Raw genomic sequence first — 18,512 nt, 5'->3', positions numbered from 1 at the left:
CGGCGGTACGGGCGTGCACGCCAATGCATCCCCGAAAAACCCGTGTCGCATGGAAGGGGTCCGATCTGTGACGACCGGCGCCCGGACCAAGATCACGGCATGGTTGCACGGAGGATAGCTAAAGGGCAGCGCAAAGGGGCAGTGTAGCCGACTGCCACACCGCTTGCAAGCCTACATTCGCTATGCACATCACAGTTGCCTCGCAGCATCGTCCTTCGAGGCGGCCAAGTCAAGGCCGCACAGGGACTTTTCGGGCCCTGAGCAGCAGTGACAAGCCTCATAGTTTAGAGACGCGGGTCACATGGAATAACCACAAATCCGCAGGTTCCGAAACGGCGAAGGACCCCTCCGGTTGAGGGGTCCCTCACAGTACGGGAAAAGATCTTTGACCAGGCCGTCTTCGGCGTCCGTCAGCCGAGGACCTCGAGCTTGGAGACCAGCCAGCGGCCGTCGCGGTCGACCATGGTCAACCTGAGCCTGTGCTGCTCGATGTGCGCCTCGGCGTCCTTGCTCGTCGTCTGCTGGTTGAGGAAGACCAGGACCGTCACCGACCCGTCGTCCTTCACCGCCTCGACGCCCGCCTTGCTCGTCATGCCGACGGTCACGGCCTCCTGCTCCGGAGCCGTCTGGAGCAGCTTGGCGGCGCTCGCCTCGTACGCCTTGTGGAAGTCGCCGGTCGTCTCGCCGAGGACCTGGTCGATGTCCTGCTCGATCGTCCGGTAGTCCCACGAGGAGATGTGCTGCGCGGACGCCGCCGCCGTGCGGACCGCCTTGTCGATCTCGTCCTGGGTGAGCGCGGTGCGGCCCGAGGACCACAGCCAGGCCGTCGACACCCCCAGGGCGACCACCAGAGCGCCCAGGACGCCGAGGACCCACAGCGGGACTCCCGGGCCGGGGGAGGCCCGTACGGGCTTCTGCGTGGGCCTGACGGCCTTCTTCCGCTTCTTCTCGACGGCCTTCGCCGCGACGGCGTCGTCGGCATCGGCGTCGCCGTCGGCTTCCGCGTCGGCCTCGCCGGACTCTTCTGAGTCCTCAGCGTCCTCAGCGTCCTCGGTCTCGGGCTTCGCCTTGGTCTTCGTCTTCGCGGAGGGCTCGGCCTTCGCGTCGTCGTCCTCGGCGGGCTCGTCGGCGTCGATCTCGTCGGCGTCCTCGGCCTTCGCTTCGGCGGGCTCGGCGGGCTCCGGCTCGGCGTCGGCGAGGGACAGCTGGCCGTCGATCTCCTCGATGGTCTCCGCCGGGGCGTCCGCGACGGCGTCGTCGACGGGCCGCGCGGTGTCGGTCGCTTCGCTCACAGGGCCACTCCGAACTTCGAGACGAGCCACTTGCCGTCGACCTTGGTGACGTCGAGGACGAACCGCATGTAGCGGGGGTTGCCCTCGGGCACCGCCGGGCTGGTCACCAGCGCCGACACCGCGACGATCACCTCGGCGGAGTCGGCGTCGCCGCCGGTGAGCCCCGCGGAGAGGATCTCGGCCTGCGAGGTCGCCTGGGTCTTGGTGACCTCCTCGATGAAGGTCGCCGAGTTCGAGGCGTACTGGTCCTTGAAGACGCCGGTGGTGCCCGCGAGGACGCGCTGCATGTCCTCGTTGATCGTCTTGTAGTCCAGCGTCATCATGTTCAGCGCCGTCTGGCGCGCGGCGTTGATCGCGCCGTCGCGGTCGCGGGCGGCGTCCGCGGCCTCCATCGTGCGGAGGCCGAGGACGATCGTCGCGGCGAGGAGGGCGGCGGCGAGCAGTGCGAGCACCGTCGCCGCGACCATCCGCGATCTGCCGCCTAGGAGAGCGGTCCGAGCAGCAGCCACTTCCATGACTCCTCCCCCAAGAGGTTCTGGGCTCCCCCGGAGGAACCGATCGTGTAGGTGACGCCGTCCGGGCCGGTGTACTTGCCGGATGTCGGATCGTAGCCGGTCACGAAGACGGACTTTGACGAGTTCGTCTGGTAGACGGTGGTCTCGCCGTCCTTGTCCTTGTTCGCGTCGGACACGTTGAGCCGGGTGCTCGCGGCGGGCGGCTCGCCCGCGCCGTCCAGCGCGCCGGGGGGAAGCGCGACGTACGGGCGGGGCTTGGGCGCGTTCTGCGCGCCGCGGACGCCGACCGACTTGTCCTTCGACTTGCAGCCGATGTCGAGGCGGGCCGGGAGGTCCTTGGTCTGCTGCGGCCAGCGCGGCTTGGTGTTCTCGTAGCCGTCGGTGCAGGGCGCCGGGTCGTCGATGTTGAGGGCGAGGCCGAAGTGCTGGTAGCCGTCGCCCGGCATGACGGTCTGCGCGCCCGCGACGGTGAACGGGAACATGATCAGCATCGAGCGCAGGCCGTCCTGGCGCGCGGTGATCACCTGGCCGGTGCTTGTGAGGTTGGCCAGCAGGACGGGAAGGTCGTCCGACAGGCCGTCGATCAGCGCGTCGACCTGGCCGACGGCCGGCTTGACGGCGTCGATGTCGGCCCTGATCGACGGGTCGTCGTTGCGGATCGAGTCGGTCAGCAGGGCGAGGTTGCGGGCGAACGTCTGGATCGCGCCGCCGTTGTCGCGCTGGGAGTCCAGGAACGTGCCGCCGCTGTCGAGCAGCCGGGAGGTGGTCTCGAAGTTCTCGTCCGCCTCCTTGATGATGTTCCCGCTGTCGTCGAGGATCGACTGGAGGTCGCCGCCCGCGCCGTTGAACGCCTTGTCGAGTTCGTCCACGATCGTGCCGAGGTCATCGACGTTGACCGACGTGACGGTCTTGTCGAGGTTGCGCAGCAGGTCGGCGGTCTTCACCGGAATCCGCGCGTCGGTGATCGTGAAGGGCTTGCCCTCGTCAAGGTACGGCGGCTTGTCGCTGCGCGGCTGGAGGTCGACGTACTGCTCGCCGACCGCCGAGCGGTTGGCGACGACGGCGATCGTGTCGCGCGGGATGCGGTAGCCCTTGTCCAGGACGAGCTCGATCTTGACGCCGCCGTCCACGAGGTCGATCGGCCCGACCTTGCCGACGGGCACGCCCTGGTAGGTGACCTCGGAGTTGGTGAACGCGCCCCCGGAGTCGGGCAGCTGCACGTACGCCTTGTAGGTCTGGTTGAACAGCCCGCCGCCGATGCCCACGTACCGGACCAGCGTGTAGCTGACGCCGAGCACGGTGACGATGAGGAAGACCAGGAGCTGGATCTTGACGCCGCGCTTCAGGATCACGACAGACCTCCCATGAGCAGGGATGTGAGGGCCGGGTCCGTGCCGCCCATGCCGATGCTCGGCAGGATCGACGTGCCGCCGCCCGCCTCGTCGCCGGCGCCCAGGACGCCGGGCGGGGTCTGGGTGACGCTGATCCCGGGCGGGCTGACGAGGTCGCGCAGCGCCTCGGCCTGCTTCTTGATCGACTTGTCGAGCGCCGGGTCGAGCTCGGTGCCGGTCAGGAGGTTGTGCGCGAGTTCCTCGATGTCGAGCGAGACCGTCATGTTCATGTTGGCGAAGTCACCGCGGACGGTGTTGGAGAACGCCTGGGAGAACGGGAAGGTCATGATCGTGCCGAGGTGCTCGGGCAGCAGGTCGCCGGTCTTGTTGAGGTTCTTCAGGATCGGCTGGAGGCTCTTGAGGTTGGTCAGCAGGTCGCCCTTGGAGTCCTTGATGACCTTCGTGGTGATGTCGCCGAACTTGTCGAGGCTGACCAGCATCTTGGTCAGGTCCTTCTGGTTCTGCTCGAGGATCGCGATCGCGGGCTCGGTCCGCTCGATCGTGTCGGCGATCGTCTCCTTCTCCGCCTCGAGCTTCACCAGCAGGTCGTCGATCTTGTCGAGCGCGTCGGTGATGGTGTCGCGCTGCCGGTCGAGCGTCTTGACGAACGTGTTGACGCGGCGCAGCACCGACTTGATCGACTCCTCACGGCCGGACATCGCCGCGTTGAGCTCGCGGGTGATGGTCGAGATCTCCTCGATGCCGCCGCCGTTCAGCAGCATCGACAGCGCCGACAGCACCTCTTCGACCTCGGTGCTGCTCGACGTCGCGATCATCTCGATCTTGTCGCCGTCGCCGAGTTCACCGACCGCGCCCTGCGCGGGCGGGGCGATCGCGACGAACTTCTCGCCGAGCAGGCTCGTCTGGCTGATCGTGGCGACGGCGTTGTCGGGCAGCTTCACGTCGCCGTTCAGCCGCACCTTCACCTTGGCCCGCCAGCCGTCGAGGGTGATCTCCTCGACCCTGCCGACGTTGACGTCGTTGACCTTGACCGTCGACTGCGGGACCAGGTCGAGCACGTTCTCGAAGTCGATCGACACCTCGTACGGGTCGTCGCCGAGGTCGGGGCCGCCAGGAAGCGGGATCGACTGCACGCCCTGGAAGCCACAGCCCGCGAGGGCGAGCGACGTCCCGGCGAGCGCGAGCGCGAACCGTCTCATGGGTTACCTCCGGTGAACAGGCCGCCGAGGGTCAGGTCGGTGGAGGTCGGCACGCCGCCGTCGGCGTCCTTGTCCTTCTTGGTCCCGCCCTTGCCCTTGCCGTCGCCCTTGCCGTCGCCCTTGCCGTCGCTCTTGCCGGGCTTGCCGTTCGGCCCGTAGGCGTCGGGCGGGAGCGGCTTGGGGTTGTAGGTGGTGGTCATCGCGGTGATCCACGAGATGTCCAGGTGCAGGTCGATCGGCAGGCCGCCGCTGATCGGCGCGAGCGTCTTCAGGCACTCGTCGGCGGGGGTGCCGAGCGAGTAGGCCAGCGAGCAGATCCAGTCGGCGGGGTTCTTCAGCATCCGGAAGTTCGTCCGGGTGTGCAGGGTGCCGGAGATCGGGTCGTAGGCGCGCGTCATGTTGCTGATGCCGATCGGCGCGGTCTGCAGGAAGTCGCCCAGCGCCTCCTGGCGCTTGACGAGGATCGCGGTGACCTCGGCGAGGTCGTGCACGTCGTCCGACAGCGCCTCGCGGTTGTCCTTGACGAACCGTGTGACGTTGCGCAGCGTCGGGCCGAGGATCTTCAGCGCCTGGCTGAGCTCCTCCTTCTCGCCGTTCAGCTGCACCGACACGTCCGAGAGGTTCTGGGTGAACCTGCGGACGGCGTCGTCGTTGGCGGCGAGGGCGGAGGTGACGCCCTCGAGGTTCTGGATGGTCGCGGTGATGTCCTCGCGGTTCTCGCTGAGCGTGGACAGCACCTTGGCCGAGTCGTCGATCGTCGCGCGGATGTCGTCGCCGTTGCCGTCGAGGTTGGCGGCGGCGACCTCGAGGAGGCGCGACAGGGAGCCGTCGGAGTTCGCGCCGTCCGGGCCGAGCGCGAGCGACAGCTCGTTCAGGCTCTGCGCGACCTGGTCGACCTCGACGGGCACGTCGGTCTGGTTGCGCGGGAAGACGCCGCCGTCCTGCATCGCCGGACCCGACTTGTAGACCGGGGCGAGCTGGACGAACCGGTCGGAGACCAGCGACTGCGAGACGATGACCGCCTTGCCGTTCTGCGGGACCTTGTACTTGGACGCGTAGTTCAGCACGACCTTGACGGAGGTGCCGGACGGCGTCACCGACTCGACCTCGCCGACCGGGATGCCGAGGATGCGCACGTCGGCCCCCGCGTACAGGCCGACCGCGTTGGAGAAGTAGGCGGTGACGCGGTTGCGCGGCTCGCCCGGCCAGAACAGCACCACCGCCGTCACGGCCAGGGCCGCGACCACGAGCGGCACCAAGGCTTTGAAGAAGGAACGCACGGGGGACCTCACGGGAGCAGCGGAAGCGGGCCGTCGGACGACTCAGGCTTGGTTTCCTTGCCTGACTTGCCCTTCTTCTCGGTCTTCTTGTCGGTCTTCTTGTCGGTGGAGGGGTCCCCGATGGAGACCGGCAGGGGGAGCAGGTTCTGGATGTAGCTGTCGAACCAGCGGCCCTGACCCGTGGCGTCGGTGAACTGCCTGCCGTAGACCGCCATGAGCTGGATCGTCCGGTCGAGGTTCTCCCGGTTGTCCAGGAGGATGCCGGTGACCTTCTTCAGATTCGCCAGCAGCGGCTTGATCTCGTCCTCGTTCTCGTCGATCAGCGCGTTGAGCTGCTGGGCGAGCGCGTAGGTGTTGACCAGCAGCTCGTGGATCGTCTGCCGCCGCGCCTTGACCGCCTGGAGCACCTTGTCGCCGTCCTTGACGAGCTGGACCAGGTCGTCCTGCCGCTCGTTCAGCACGCCGGTGACGTCCTTGGCCCGGTCGATCAGCTCGCTGAGCTCGTCGTCGCGGCTTGAGATGGTCTCGGAGATGCGGCGCAGACCGCGCAGCGACGCCTTGATCTCCTCCGGCGAGTTCTCGAAGGTCTCCGACAGGGTGTCGAAGGACTTCGCGAGCTGGTCGGTGTCGATCTCCTCGACGTTGCGGGTGAGGTCCGACAGCGCCGGGACGACCTCGTAGGGGACCGTCGTCCGCGAGATCGGGATCGCCTTGGCCGGCCGCTGCTTGGCGCGGCCGCGCGGGTCGAGCGCCAGATAGTGCGCGCCGAGCAGGGTCTTGATCTTGATCTCGAGTTCCGAGGCGTCCCCGACGTGCAGGTCCTTGTCGACCTTGAAGTCGACCCGCACGTGGTCGCCCTCGAGGTCGAGGCCCGTCACCTTGCCGACCTTGACGCCCGCGACCCTGACCTCCTCGCCCTCCTTGAGGCCCGCGGCCTCGGCGAAGTGCGCGTGGTAGGTCGTGCCGCCGCCGATCACCGGAAGGCTGTCGAGGTTCAGCGCGAGCGCGATCCCCGTCGCGATCCCGGCGAGCGCGACCGCGCCGAGCGCGGCCGGGTTCCTCTCTCTGAACGGCCTCACTGCTTGCACCTCGCGTTGTCGTTGACGAGCTTCGGCGTGTAGTACGCCGGGGCCCCGGGCAGCACGATCCGCGCGTCCATCGAGCAGAGGTAGTAGTTGAACCAGGAGCCGTAGGCCGAGGTGCGGCCGAGCTTCTCCAGCCGGTCCCGGGTGTCGCCGAGGTTCTTGTCGATCACCTTGCCGTTGTCGGCGAGGGTGCGGGTCAGCTCGTTGAGCCCGTCGATGTCGGTCTTCAGCGACGGCCTGGCGTCCACGAGCAGGTCGGCGGTCACGTCGGACAGGGTGTTCAGCGAGTCGAGCGCGTCGAAGATCGCCACCCGGTCGCCGGCGACGCCGCTGACGAACCCGTTCAGCTCCTTGATGAGCCGGCTCGTCTGGTCGGTGCGGTCGGCGACGGTCGTCAGGACCTCGCTGAGGTTGGTGATGACGCGGCCGATGACCTCGTCGCGGTCGGCGAGGGTGTTGGTCAGCGACGCCACGTGCGACAGGAGGCTGTTGATCGTGCCGCCCTCGCCCTGCAGGACCTTGATGATCTCCATGGACAGCTGGTTGACGTCGCCCGGCTGGAGCGCGTTGAACAGCGGCCGGAAGCCGTTGAACAGCACGGTCAGGTCGAGCGCGGGGGTCGTCTGCTCGACCGGCAGCGAACCGCCGGCCTTCAGCATCTGTCCCGGCGTGCCCGCGCCCTCGGAAAGGGCGAGGTAGCGGGTGCCGATGAGGTTGCGGTACCTGATCTGCGCCTTGGTGCTCGCGGGCAGGCCGTCGACGAACGGGCCGGTCTCCTCCACGGAGAACGACACCTCGGCGAACTGCTCGTCCTCGCGCGACAGCAGCTTCACGCCGGTCACCTGGCCGACGCGCACGCCGGACACCCTGACCTCGTCGCCCTCGAGCAGGCTCGTCGCGTCCTTGAAGACCGCGCGGTACTCGGTGGTCGGGCCGAACGAGCGGTTGGCGATCGCGACGCCGAGCATGCCGGTCAGCACCGACGCGACGGCGACGAACACCAGCAGCTTCACACCCGCCGTGGCGGTGCGCCTGTTCTCACTCACTTGAGGGTCACCACCTTGCCGCCGACCAGGGGGCCGAGCAGCAGCGTCGCGAAGTCGGGCACCTCGGAGGCGTCCTGCTTGAGCGTCGGCGCGGCGACGGCCTTCACCAGGTCCTCCTGGCTCATCTCAGCGCCGGGCTGCACGAACATCTCCGACATGCCGCGCTGCTTCCACCAGACGTTGTCCTCGGTGCCGTCCAGCGCGACGTAGTCGGGGAACGGGACCTCGGGGTTCGGCAGGCCGTAGCACCGCGGCTTGCGGTAGTCCTTGGCCTCCGGCAGGTCGATCGGGTACTTGTACGCCGGACGCGGCTTCACGATCTCGATGTAGAGGTTCGAGGAGGGCCGCTTGTTGTTGCCGAACGCCTCGTCGGCGCGCGGGGCCATGACCTCGATGCCGTCGAAGATGCACGGGAACGACGGGGCGTAGGTCGCCAGCAGCTGGAGCACCTGCTTTGACGCGATGTTCACGCCGACGATCTTGTTGCCGTTGTCGAACATGAACCGGGTGCCCTTGTCGGCGACCGCGGTGACCGCGGGGATCAGCGACTCGATGGCCGCCTCCTTCTCCACGATCGTCCCGGACGTCACGTTGATGTTGCGCAGCGCCCGCATGAGGTCGGGCGTCGCGTTCGCGTACACCTGGGACACGTCGCCGAACGCCTCGAAGTCGTACAGCAGCTGCTTCAGCTCCGGGTTCACCTTGCCGAGCAGCCCGTCGAGCTGTTCGAGGGTGTCGCCGAGCTGGTCGCCGCGGCCTTCCAGCGCCATCGCCATCGCGTTGAGCGTGGCGTTCAGCTTCGCCGGCTCGACCGCCTTCAGCAGCGGAAGGACGTCGTCGAGGACCTTGTTGATCTCGATGGTCTCCTGCGAGGTGTCCTGCCTGAGGACGACGCCGTCGCGGACGGGCTGGGCGGGCTGGTCCGGCACGGACAGGTCGATGTACTTCTCGCCGAACAGCGTCTTGGGCAGCAGCCTGCCCGTCGCGTTCGACGGGACGTGCTTGGCCTTGTCCTCCTGGATCGCCAGCTCCATCACCGCGCCCTGGCCGTCGGCGGAGATGGAGCGCACCTCGCCGACGATGAGCCCGCGGATCTTCACGTCCGAGTGTTCGAGGAGCTGGAGCCCCGCCCGGTCGGTGGTGAAGCGCACCTTCACGACCGGGGTGAACGCCTTCTGGTAGAAGGCGACGCACAGCGCGAGCAGCAGCAGGCACACGACAATGAAGGCGACTCCGAGGGACCGGAGCCTGATCGTCTCGCTCATCTATCCCGCCACTCTCACGCTCGTCGTGGTGCCCCAGATCGCGAGGCCGAGCAGCAGGTCGAGCACGTTGATCGTGACAAGGCTGGTGCGCACCGAGCGCCCCACCGCGACGCCGACGCCCGCGGGGCCGCCGGAGGCGTGGTAGCCGTAGTAGCAGTGGATCAGCATGACGAGCGTCGCGAAGATGAGCACCTTGCCGAACGACCACAAGATGTCGTAGGGCAACAGGAACAAATTGAAGTAGTGGTCGTAGGTCCCGCCGGACTGCCCGAAGAAGACCGTCACGATCACCCTTGTCGCCACATAGGACGACAGCAGGCCGATCACGTACAGCGGGATCACCGCGATCAGACCCGCGACCAGGCGCGTGGAGACCAGGAACGGCAGTGACGGGACCGCCATGACCTCGAGCGCGTCGATCTCGTCGGAGATCCGCATCGCGCCGAGCTGCGCGGTGAAGCCGCACCCGACCGTCGCCGACAGCGCCAACGCGCTCACCAGCGGGGCGAGCTCGCGGGTGTTGAAGTACGAGGCGATGAAGCCGGTGAACGCCGACGAGCCGATCTGGTCGAGCGACTTGAAGCCCTGCAAGCCCAGTTCAGCGCCGGTGAAGAAGGTCATGAAGCCGACGATCACCGCCGAGCCGCCGATCACCGCGAGGCCGCCCGTGCCGAGCGACACCTCAGCGAGCAGCCGCAGCACCTCGGTGCGGTAGCGCGTCAGCGCCTTGAAGAACCAGGCGAACGCGCGCCCGTAGAACGACAGTTGTCTGCCGAGGTCGTCCAGCCGCTCAAGCGGCTTGCCGAGGGTGCCCATCACATGCCCTTCGCCGGGACGAGCTGGAGGTACAGGGCGGAGATGATCGTGTTCTCCAGGAACAGCAGCATGAACGTGATGACGACCGTCTGGTTAACCGCGTCGCCGACGCCCTTGGGGCCGCCCTTCGCGTTCAGGCCCTTGTAGGCGGCCACGAGGCCCGCCGTCAGACCGAACACGAACGCCTTGAACTCCGCCTGGTACAGGTCGGGAAGCTGCGCGATGCCGCTGAACGAGGCCAGGTACGCACCGGGCGTGCCGCCCTGGAGCATCACGTTGAACACGTAACCGCCGACGATGCCGACGACGCTGACCAGGCCGTTCAGGAACAGCGCGATGAACGCGCACGCCAGGGTGCGCGGGACGACGAGGCGGTGCAGCGGGTTGATGCCCAGCACCTCCATCGCGTCGATCTCCTCGCGGATCTTGCGCGCGCCGAGGTCCGCGCACATGGCCGAGCCCGCCGCGCCCGCGATGAGCAGCGCGGTGACGATCGGACTGACCTCGCGGACGATCGCGATGACGCTCGTCGCGCCGATGTAGGACTGCGCGCCGAGCTGACGGACCAGGCCGCCCATCTGGAGCGAGAGGATGCCGCCGAACGGAATCGCCACGAGGACCGTCGGAATCACCGTGACCCCGACGATGAACCACGCCTGCTGGATGAACTCGCGCCACTGGAACGGCCGCTGGAACAGCGCCCTGAACACGTCGAGCGACAGGGCGAAGAACCGCCCCGGTTCCTTCACCAGCAGGTTGAACGCGCCATCGGCGACCGGGCGCAGCCCCGACGGGGCTGCGCCATGTCGTGCCGTCTTCATCTACAGACCTTTCCCGGCGGGTCCCGGCGCCGCGGCCGACGCGCCCATGCTCGCCACGTAACGGGGCCACTCCTGGACCCAGTCGCGGCCGAGGTCGTCGATGAACGAACCGGGCGGGGGCGTGACGCCGTTGGCGCGCAGCCACGAGCCCGGCGCGTGCTGGGTGGGCCGCACCCTGCCGTCGGACGGCATGAGCTGCGGCGCGATCGGGGGGAGCTTGCCGGGGTCGCTGCCGAGCTTGGCCTCGGCCTCGAGCTCGCTGACGTCCTTCTCCTCGGACATGCCGATCGGGCCGACGCGCCGCGCGTTGAGGAACTGCCTGACGACGGGCTCCTCCGACGACAGCAGCATCTCGCGCTGCCCGAACATGATCAGCTCGCGGCGGAACAGCAGGCCGATGTTGTCCGGGACGGTGCGCGCGGTGTTGATGTCGTGCGTGACGATCAGGAACGTCGCGCCGATCTGCGCGTTCAGGTCGACGATCAGCTGGTTGAGGTAGGCGGTGCGGACGGGGTCGAGACCCGAGTCCGGCTCGTCGAACAGGATGATCTCGGGGTTCAGCACGAGCGCGCGGGCCAGGCCGGCCCGCTTGCGCATACCGCCGGAGATCTCACCCGGGAGCTTGCCCTCGGCCCCGATGAGGCCGACCATCTCCATCTTCTCAAGGACGATCCGCCGCACCTCGGACTCGGACTTCTTCGTGTGCTCGCGCAGGGGGAACGCGATGTTGTCGAAGAGGTTCATCGAGCCGAACAGCGCGCCGTCCTGGAACAGGACGCCGAAGAGCTTCCTCGTCTCGTACAGGAGGTCCTCGGGCAGCTGCGGCAGGTTGCGGTCGCCGATCCAGACGTTGCCGCGCTCGGGCTTGAGCAGCCCGACCAGGGTCTTCAGGAACACCGACTTGCCGGTTCCCGAGGGGCCGAGCAGAACCGAGATCTCTCCTGCGGGCAGCGTCAGGGAGACGTCTTCCCAAATGGTCTGACGGCCGAAGCGCTTGGTCAGCCCTTCAACGCGGATTTCGACGCCCACTCGTCACCTCTCGTCCAGCCGGGGGGATTCCGAACCCATGCGCGAGTAGCAGCTGCAACGTCACGGGGTGCGACCCCTTCGTGACTACCGGCCAGTAGCCTGTGTCCGGTTTCACTAATCTAGTGCGGAATCACCAAAAGGGAAGGGCCGGGACCCCGTTTTCGAGACGGAACACGACGACGTAAGACAATCGTTACTTACGGCACTCCCGTGATTATTGCGCAGTGACAAAACCAGGCTGAAGTATGTGCGCCCACCGCAAAACACCAGCTACTGCCACACACGGCCGCCTCCGTTGGGGTCGGCCCGACAAACAGAACGGCCGGCCACCCCCAACGGGGTGACCGGCCGTGGTGCGCCTGAGCGCGGGGCCTTACTTGACCGTGACGGTGGCGCCGGCGCCCTCGAGGGCGGCCTTGGCCTTGTCGGCGGTCTCCTTGTTGACCTTCTCCAGCAGCGCCTTGGGAGCACCGTCGACCAGGTCCTTGGCCTCCTTGAGGCCGAGGGAGGTCAGGCCGCGGACTTCCTTGATGACCTGGATCTTCTTGTCGCCGGCGGCCTCGAGGATGACGTCGAACTCGTCCTTCTCCTCCTCGGCGGCGGCGGGGGCGCCGGGGCCAGCGGCACCGGGCGCGGCGACCGCGACGGGCGCGGCGGCCTTGACGTCGAAGGTCTCCTCGAACAGCTTCACGAACTCGGAGAGCTCGAGAAGGGTCATCTCCTTGAACGCGTCGAGCAGCTCTTCGGTGCTGAGCTTCGCCATGATTGTTCCTCCGGGTATGGCTTCTTGCTTATGGTCTGTGGACCACGGGGGTCAGAAAACTCCGGCCTTATTCGGCCGGAGCCTCCTCGGTGACAGCGTCCGAACCCTCGGCGCGCTTGACGCGCAGGGCCTCGGAAAGCTGGGCGAGCTGCGTCGGCAGCGCGTTGAACAGCGCCGCGGCGTTGCTCTGCGAAGCCTTCAGCGCACCCGCGAGCTTCGCGAGCAGGACCTCACGCGACTCGAGGTCGGCCAGCTTCGTGACCTGGTCGGCGTCGAGCGGCTTACCGTCGAGGTAGCCGCCCTTGATCACCAGGAACGGGTTCGCCTTGGAGAACTCGCGCAGGCCCTTGGCGGCCTCGACCACATCGCCCTTGACGAACGCGATCGCCGAGGGGCCCTGGAGCAGGTCTTCCAGGCCCTCGACGCCGGCGTCCTTCGCGGCGATCTTGGTCAGCGTGTTCTTCACGACGGCGAACTTCGTCGTGTCACCGAGGCTGCGGCGCAACTCCTTGAGCTGAGCCACAGTGAGCCCGCGGTACTCGGTCAGCACGGCGGCGCTGGAGCTGGAGAAGTCTTCCTTCAGCTCCGCGACGACCGTGGCCTTGTCCGCCCTCGCCATGGGACTCCTTCAATTTCACAGGGACCACTCCCGTTGCCGGGAGCCGACCACCGGAGCCCTGAAACACACAAAGCGCCCCGGCGCAGATGCACACGGGGCGTCACAGGAGAAAAAAGCCATGTGAAGCTCGGGTTCACCTACGCGGGCCGCCCTGAGATGCCTCAGGACTCTTCGGCTGCCATGCGGCAGCGACCGGCGGTCTTCGGTTGCAGCACACACTACGTCAAAGCGCGGCGCCCGCCAAATCGGATGCCGCGCCGCGACGTGTTCGAGGGCCCGGCGGCGCGCCCGCCGGGCCCTCGAGTCAACAGGGGCCCGCAGGCCCGAGGGTGGGTCAGGGGACCTTGATGTCGCCGACCTGGTCGGCCGGGGGCGCGGCCACCGACACCTTCGAGCCGTAGTCGCGGAAGACGACAGTCACGTCGAAGGTCTTGGCCTCGCTCGTCGTCACATGCGTGACGACCTTGCGCGGCAGGTTCTCGGCGTCGGTCCAGATGTCGAACGCGAGCTTCTCCGAGCCGTTGCTGAGCTGCTCGGCCGCCTGCTTCAGATCGCCGTCGTACTCGGTGATCGCCTTCTTGATGTCGACGGTGCCCTTGTAGTGGACTGTCGCGACGCCGTCGATCTTCTCCTCGCCGACGCGCGTGACGTCGGTCGAGTCGGAGAAGATCTTGGCGAGATGGCCCGGGTCGGCCTGCTGGAACTGGTGGACCAGCGCGTTGGCGTCGAACCCGGCAGCGCCCGCGGCCTCCCCGACGCTGATCTTCAGCCAGGGCTTGCCGCCGCCGACGAACTGCGACAGCTGCTGGTTGCGCACGTAGATCGTCTCGTCGAGCAGCACCACCTGCGTGCCCGCCGCCGGGACGTCGATCCCGGCGACCGAGAATGAGTCCATCGCGACCGAGAACGCGGGGGTGGGCTTCAGGCGGAACGACCCTGTGGCGTGCGCCTTCCCGGCGCCGTCCATGGTGAGCTCGGCGGTGAAGGTCTCCACCTTCTCCGCCTCGATCGCGACCTGGTCCAGAGCCTGGACCGCGCTGACGTTCTGCGCGGGGAGCGCGGAGTCCGACGTCGCGCCGGAACACGCGCTGAGCGCCAGAACGAGGGAGGTGCCTACCGCGGCACCGGCAACGAGCTTCTTCATGCCTCGCAGTCTGCCTTCCCCCGGCCGACGGCACATCCCCCGTCGGAACCAACCATGGTCCCTTCGGCGTCAGCCTCCCGAAGTAGCCCGTTTCCCCCTTTCTGCAGCGACGGCCTGGTCAGGGCTGGCCGAAGTCGGCGACCTCGCTCGCGGGCGGGGGCGAGACCGTCACCGGTTTGCCGTAGTCGCGGAAGACGACGGTCGTCGTCATCGGGGCCGAGCCCGTCACCGTGCTCACCGCCTTGCGCGGGAGGCCCTCGGCGTCCGTCCACAGGTCGAAGGCGATCTTCGGCGCGCCGCCCGCGAGCTGCTGCGCCATCGGCTTCAGGGCCGGGTCGGTCACGGCGGCCGCGTCGACGGTGCCCCGGTAGTGCGTGGTCGCGACCCCGCCGACGTCCTCCGCGCCGACCACCACCGCGTCGGTCGACAGCGCGTACAGCGCGGCGAGCTTGGCCGGATCGGTCTGGTCGAACTGCGACTTCAGGTCCTCGGGGTCCGCGCCGCTGCCGGACGCGGCGTCCTGCGGCGTCACCTTCAGCCACTTCTTCCCGCCGTACGACGCCTCCGCGCCCGGGGAGCTCATGTAGACGGTGTCGCCGATCACGATCAGCTTCGCCGTCCCGGCCCCGACCGTCGTCATCTCGACCGAGCTCGCCGGGGTCGGCCGCACCTGGAAACTCCCGGTGCCGGTGACCTTCTCCTGCCCGTCCACCCGCACTTCCATCGCGTATGCGGTGATCTGACCGGCCCGCTCGGCGGCCGCCCGCAACGCGGCGGCCGGGGTGCCCTGCGCGGGAGCCGACGTCGTCACCGGCGGCGGCGTCGCCCCGGGCGTCCCGGGAAGCGTCGGCACCGGCGCCCCCGCGGTCGCCGCCACGGTCCCCGGCGGCTCCACCTTCACCGCCCCGTCATCCGCGCACCCCACCGCGCCCAACAGAAGACCCATCCCGGCGACCACGCCCACGACCCGCTGCCTCATACCCCGGATTCTCCCCCGCCGCCCGCCCCCGGCCCAACAGTGACCGGGCTCCGCCGAGCCCGGTCACCGTGCGGACTCAGTTCGCCGAAGCCACCTGGTCGGCCGGCGGGGCCTCGATGGTCACCGGCTTGTTGTAGTCGCGGAAGACGACCGTGACGGTCGTCGTCCCGACGTCCTTGATGTCCACCGAGGTGACGGTCTTGCGGGGCAGGTTGTCGGCGTCGATCCAGACGTCGAACTTCACCTCGCCGACGCCCTCGCCGAACCCGTCGAGCGTGCCCTGCAGCGACGGGTCGGACGCGGCCGCGGCCTTCGCGTCGATCGTGCCCTTGTAGCGCACGGTCTTGACGCCCTCGAAGTCCTCCTCGCCGACCACGACGACGTCCTTCGACGCGGCGAACAGCTTGGCCAGGGCCGCCGGGTCGTTCTGCCGGAACTGGGCGGTGAGCGCCTCGGGGTCAAGACCCCCCTGCGCGGCGATGTCACCGGTCTTGATCTTCATCCACGGCTTGCCGCCGACCATCGGCGAACCGTCGCCGCTCCCGACGTAGACCGCGTCGCCGAGCACGATGACCTTGCTGGCCCCCGAGCCCGCGACCGTCATCTCCATCGAGATCGCGACGTCGGGCTTGAACCGGAGCACGCCCTTGCCCGTGACCTGCTCCGTCCCCTCGATCTTCATCTCCACGGCCAGGGACTCAATGCCCTTGGACCGCTCGGCGACCGCCCTGATCGCGTTCCCCGCGTCCTGCCCCGCCGGCGCGGCCGAAGCCGACGCGCCTCCCCCACCCCCCGTGGACGACTCCCCCGAACACCCGACAAGCCCCAGCACAAGGCTCACACCGACGACCCCGCCGGCAACCCATTTCTTCATCCCCGGATTCTCGCCCCACCCCCACCCCCCCGCACCACCCCGAAACACCCAATTACATAACGAAACAACCAGAAACTCACCCCACCGCCACCTGCTCCCCGGGCTGGGGGCCGTCGTGGGGAAATGCGGAAGGCCCGCGGGAGCGGGGCTCGCGCGGGCCTTGCGGTGGTGCGGGGGCCGTCCGGGGACGGGGTGGTCTTACTCGTCGATTTCGGCGGTGAAGCCGCGGGTGACCGACGGGTCGACCGGGATGCCGGGGGCCATCGTCGAGGTGACGGTGACCTTCTTCAGGTAGCGGCCCTTGGCGGCCGACGGCTTGAGGCGGAGGATCTCCTCGATCGCGGCGGCGTAGTTCTCCACGAGCTGGCGGTCGTCGAAGGACGCCTTGCCGATGATGAAGTGGAGGTTGGAGTGCCGGTCGACGCGGAACTCGATCTTGCCGCCCTTGATGTCGGTGACGGCCTTGGCCACGTCCATCGTCACGGTGCCGGTCTTCGGGTTCGGCATGAGGCCGCGCGGACCGAGGACCCGGCCGAGACGACCGACCTTGCCCATCATGTCCGGGGTCGCGACGACGGCGTCGAAGTCGAGGAAGCCGCCGGAGATCTGCTCGATCATGTCGTCGGCGCCCACGAAGTCGGCGCCCGCGGCGCGGGCCTCGTCGGCCTTCGCGCCACCGGCGATGACCAGCACGCGGGCGGTCTTGCCGGTGCCGTGCGGCAGGTTGACGGTGCCGCGCACCATCTGGTCGGCCTTACGCGGGTCGACGCCCAGGCGGGTGTTGACCTCGATCGTCGGGTCGAACTTGGTGACCTTGGTCTCCTTGGCCAGCCGCACCGCGTCGAGCGGCGTGTACAGCTCGTCCTGGTTGATCTTCTCAGCCGCGGCCCGGTAAGCCTTGCTGCGCTTCATACTGCTCCCCTTCCTCGGGAGTTCGTGGTGTTAACGAGCCGCGCAGGCTCTACCACTGTGTTGGATTGCCGCGGCGGAAGCCGCGGCACCTTGCTACTTGACCTCGATGCCCATGGAGCGGGCGGTGCCGGCGATGATCTTCGCGGCGGCCTCGATGTCGTTGGCGTTGAGGTCCTTCATCTTGAACTCGGCGATCTCGCGGAGCTGGTCCTGCGTGATCGAGCCGACCTTGGTCTTGTGCGGGACCGCGGAGCCCTTGTCGATGCCGGCGGCCTTCAGGATCATCTGCGGCGCCGGCGGCGTCTTGGTGATGAAGGTGAAGGAGCGGTCCTCGTAGATCGTGATCTCAACGGGGATCACGTTGCCGCGCTGGGCTTCGGTGGCAGCGTTGTACTGCTTGCAGAAGTCCATGATGTTGACGCCGTGCGGACCGAGCGCGGTACCGACGGGCGGCGCGGGCGTCGCGGCACCGGCGTTCAGCTGGACCTTGACGATGGCGCTGATCTTCTTCTTCTTCGGAGGCATGGTTCGCCTTCTTCCGTTCCAGGGTGGTTTCGGCTCCGACTCCTGCTTCACAGGCAACATCCCCGGCTGGAACGTGAGCCGGGGATGTTGGAGCCCTTGGTCCCCGCGCGTGAGCGCCGGGAAGCATATGCAAAGGGTACCCGCCCTGACAGGGCGGGTGGGCCTTCGTCAGATCTTGGAGACCTGGTTGAAGGAGAGTTCGACGGGGGTCTCGCGGCCGAAGATCGAGACGAGGACCTTGAGCTTCTGGGTGTCGAGGTTGATCTCGTTGACCGTGGCGGGCAGCGTCGCGAAGGGGCCGTCCATGACGGTGACGGACTCGCCGACCTCGAAGTCGACGGTCGCGGCGGCCTTGGTGGCGGCGGACTTGGCGGTCTGCGCCTGCTCGGGGGCCTCGGGCGCGAGCAGCTTGGCGACCTCTTCGAGGCTGAGCGGCGACGGCTTGTTCGACAGGCCGACGAAGCCGGTGACGCCCGGGGTGTTGCGGACCGCGCCCCAGGACTCGTCGGTCAGGTCCATGCGCACCAGGATGTAGCCCGGCAGGACCTTCTCGTTCACCTTCTGGCGCTTGCCGCCCTTGATCTCGGTGACCTCGTGCTGAGGGACCTCGATCTGGAAGATGTAGTCCTCCATGTTCAGGGTCGTGGTGCGGGTCTCGATGTTGCTCTTGACCCGGTTCTCGTACCCCGCGTAGGAGTGGATGACGTACCAGTCGCCCGGGAGCATCCGCAGCTCGCGCATGTAGTCGGCGATCGGGTCGACGACGGGGGCGGGCTCTTCGGCCTCCGCCTCGTCGGCGTCGGACTCCTCGGCCTCTTCGCCGTCGGCCTCGTCAGACTCCAGCTCGGCCTCGACGGGCTCGGCGGCCTCGACGTCCGCGTCGGTGTCCTGCGCCTCAGCGTCCTCTCCCTGCGGGAGAACCTCATCCGACAGCGGCTCCTGCGGGAGCTCGTCGTGGAACTGCGAGGACTCGGACACGGCGGTGACTCTCTTCCT

19 protein-coding genes are annotated in these 18,512 nt (G+C 68.1%); all 19 read right to left on the bottom strand.

Features of this window, described 5'->3' with window-relative positions; genetic code table 11:
- Positions 1-410: 410 nt before the first annotated feature.
- Positions 411-1,292 (bottom strand): hypothetical protein, encoded by an 882-nt coding sequence (locus R9X44_RS00815; RefSeq protein ID WP_319811959.1) that lies wholly within the window; start codon positions 1,290-1,292, stop codon positions 411-413.
- Positions 1,289-1,801 carry a hypothetical protein gene (locus tag R9X44_RS00810; RefSeq protein WP_319811958.1) on the bottom strand — a complete coding sequence of 171 codons (513 nt, stop codon included), beginning with the start codon at positions 1,799-1,801 and terminating at the stop codon, positions 1,289-1,291. The genes R9X44_RS00815 and R9X44_RS00810 overlap by 4 nt, the downstream gene beginning before the upstream one ends.
- On the bottom strand, positions 1,774-3,159 hold the full coding sequence (locus tag R9X44_RS00805; RefSeq protein ID WP_319811957.1) for an MlaD family protein: 1,386 nt from the start codon (positions 3,157-3,159) through the stop codon (positions 1,774-1,776). The genes R9X44_RS00810 and R9X44_RS00805 overlap by 28 nt, the downstream gene beginning before the upstream one ends.
- Positions 3,156-4,358, bottom strand: a complete 1,203-nt coding sequence (locus R9X44_RS00800) for an MCE family protein (RefSeq protein WP_319811956.1) — start codon at positions 4,356-4,358, stop codon at positions 3,156-3,158. The genes R9X44_RS00805 and R9X44_RS00800 overlap by 4 nt, the downstream gene beginning before the upstream one ends.
- Positions 4,355-5,650 (bottom strand): MCE family protein, encoded by a 1,296-nt coding sequence (locus tag R9X44_RS00795; protein ID WP_319811955.1) that lies wholly within the window; start codon positions 5,648-5,650, stop codon positions 4,355-4,357. The genes R9X44_RS00800 and R9X44_RS00795 overlap by 4 nt, the downstream gene beginning before the upstream one ends.
- On the bottom strand, positions 5,647-6,717 hold the full coding sequence (locus R9X44_RS00790) for an MCE family protein (RefSeq protein ID WP_319811954.1): 1,071 nt from the start codon (positions 6,715-6,717) through the stop codon (positions 5,647-5,649). The genes R9X44_RS00795 and R9X44_RS00790 overlap by 4 nt, the downstream gene beginning before the upstream one ends.
- The gene (locus tag R9X44_RS00785; protein ID WP_319811953.1) at positions 6,714-7,769 is read right to left on the bottom strand and encodes an MCE family protein; all 1,056 of its coding nucleotides are present in this window, start codon (positions 7,767-7,769) and stop codon (positions 6,714-6,716) included. Before R9X44_RS00785 ends, R9X44_RS00790 begins: the two co-directional genes overlap by 4 nt.
- The gene (locus R9X44_RS00780; protein WP_319811952.1) at positions 7,766-9,034 is read right to left on the bottom strand and encodes an MCE family protein; all 1,269 of its coding nucleotides are present in this window, start codon (positions 9,032-9,034) and stop codon (positions 7,766-7,768) included. Before R9X44_RS00780 ends, R9X44_RS00785 begins: the two co-directional genes overlap by 4 nt.
- On the bottom strand, positions 9,035-9,850 hold the full coding sequence (locus R9X44_RS00775; RefSeq protein ID WP_319811951.1) for an ABC transporter permease: 816 nt from the start codon (positions 9,848-9,850) through the stop codon (positions 9,035-9,037).
- A complete protein-coding gene (locus tag R9X44_RS00770) occupies positions 9,850-10,671 on the bottom strand; it encodes an ABC transporter permease (RefSeq protein WP_319811950.1) in 822 nt (273 codons plus the stop codon). Before R9X44_RS00770 ends, R9X44_RS00775 begins: the two co-directional genes overlap by 1 nt.
- Positions 10,672-11,700, bottom strand: coding sequence for an ABC transporter ATP-binding protein (locus R9X44_RS00765; protein WP_319811949.1), 1,029 nt, complete (start codon positions 11,698-11,700; stop codon positions 10,672-10,674).
- Positions 11,701-12,073: 373 nt separating this feature from the next.
- A complete protein-coding gene (gene rplL, locus R9X44_RS00760; protein WP_319811948.1) occupies positions 12,074-12,463 on the bottom strand; it encodes a 50S ribosomal protein L7/L12 in 390 nt (129 codons plus the stop codon).
- Positions 12,464-12,530: 67 nt separating this feature from the next.
- Positions 12,531-13,082, bottom strand: a complete 552-nt coding sequence (rplJ, locus tag R9X44_RS00755; protein WP_319811947.1) for a 50S ribosomal protein L10 — start codon at positions 13,080-13,082, stop codon at positions 12,531-12,533.
- 334 nt (positions 13,083-13,416) lie between these two features.
- Entirely contained in the window at positions 13,417-14,226 is an 810-nt protein-coding gene (locus tag R9X44_RS00750; RefSeq protein ID WP_319811946.1) for a hypothetical protein, read from the bottom strand.
- A 118-nt stretch (positions 14,227-14,344) separates the two neighbouring features.
- The gene (locus tag R9X44_RS00745) at positions 14,345-15,205 is read right to left on the bottom strand and encodes an LppX_LprAFG lipoprotein (RefSeq protein WP_319811945.1); all 861 of its coding nucleotides are present in this window, start codon (positions 15,203-15,205) and stop codon (positions 14,345-14,347) included.
- Positions 15,206-15,281: 76 nt separating this feature from the next.
- Positions 15,282-16,079, bottom strand: a complete 798-nt coding sequence (locus R9X44_RS00740) for an LppX_LprAFG lipoprotein (RefSeq protein ID WP_319811944.1) — start codon at positions 16,077-16,079, stop codon at positions 15,282-15,284.
- A 198-nt stretch (positions 16,080-16,277) separates the two neighbouring features.
- Positions 16,278-16,991 carry a 50S ribosomal protein L1 gene (rplA, locus tag R9X44_RS00735; protein WP_319811943.1) on the bottom strand — a complete coding sequence of 238 codons (714 nt, stop codon included), beginning with the start codon at positions 16,989-16,991 and terminating at the stop codon, positions 16,278-16,280.
- Positions 16,992-17,084: 93 nt separating this feature from the next.
- Positions 17,085-17,516, bottom strand: coding sequence for a 50S ribosomal protein L11 (gene rplK / locus R9X44_RS00730; protein WP_319811942.1), 432 nt, complete (start codon positions 17,514-17,516; stop codon positions 17,085-17,087).
- A 168-nt stretch (positions 17,517-17,684) separates the two neighbouring features.
- On the bottom strand, positions 17,685-18,494 hold the full coding sequence (gene nusG, locus R9X44_RS00725) for a transcription termination/antitermination protein NusG (protein ID WP_319811941.1): 810 nt from the start codon (positions 18,492-18,494) through the stop codon (positions 17,685-17,687).
- Between the last annotated feature and the right edge of the window lie 18 nt (positions 18,495-18,512).

This window comes from Actinocorallia sp. A-T 12471 (assembly GCF_033875155.1).
GTDB lineage: Bacteria > Actinomycetota > Actinomycetes > Streptosporangiales > Streptosporangiaceae > Actinocorallia.
Note: the sequence above shows the minus strand (reverse complement) of the source record. Positions and strands in the feature narration are given on the sequence as shown.

What these genes read in the sequence shown, in the direction of transcription:
- R9X44_RS00800 (WP_319811956.1), bottom strand. Translation starts at nt 4,358, where the DNA reads ATGAGACGGTTCGCGCTCGCGCTCGCCGGGACGTCGCTCGCCCTCGCG.
- R9X44_RS00780 (WP_319811952.1), bottom strand. Translation starts at nt 9,034, where the DNA reads ATGAGCGAGACGATCAGGCTCCGGTCCCTCGGAGTCGCCTTCATTGTC.
- R9X44_RS00775 (WP_319811951.1), bottom strand. Translation starts at nt 9,850, where the DNA reads ATGGGCACCCTCGGCAAGCCGCTTGAGCGGCTGGACGACCTCGGCAGA.
- R9X44_RS00770 (WP_319811950.1), bottom strand. Translation starts at nt 10,671, where the DNA reads ATGAAGACGGCACGACATGGCGCAGCCCCGTCGGGGCTGCGCCCGGTC.
- rplL (WP_319811948.1), bottom strand. Translation starts at nt 12,463, where the DNA reads ATGGCGAAGCTCAGCACCGAAGAGCTGCTCGACGCGTTCAAGGAGATG.
- rplJ (WP_319811947.1), bottom strand. Translation starts at nt 13,082, where the DNA reads ATGGCGAGGGCGGACAAGGCCACGGTCGTCGCGGAGCTGAAGGAAGAC.
- R9X44_RS00750 (WP_319811946.1), bottom strand. Translation starts at nt 14,226, where the DNA reads ATGAAGAAGCTCGTTGCCGGTGCCGCGGTAGGCACCTCCCTCGTTCTG.
- R9X44_RS00745 (WP_319811945.1), bottom strand. Translation starts at nt 15,205, where the DNA reads ATGAGGCAGCGGGTCGTGGGCGTGGTCGCCGGGATGGGTCTTCTGTTG.
- R9X44_RS00740 (WP_319811944.1), bottom strand. Translation starts at nt 16,079, where the DNA reads ATGAAGAAATGGGTTGCCGGCGGGGTCGTCGGTGTGAGCCTTGTGCTG.
- rplA (WP_319811943.1), bottom strand. Translation starts at nt 16,991, where the DNA reads ATGAAGCGCAGCAAGGCTTACCGGGCCGCGGCTGAGAAGATCAACCAG.
- rplK (WP_319811942.1), bottom strand. Translation starts at nt 17,516, where the DNA reads ATGCCTCCGAAGAAGAAGAAGATCAGCGCCATCGTCAAGGTCCAGCTG.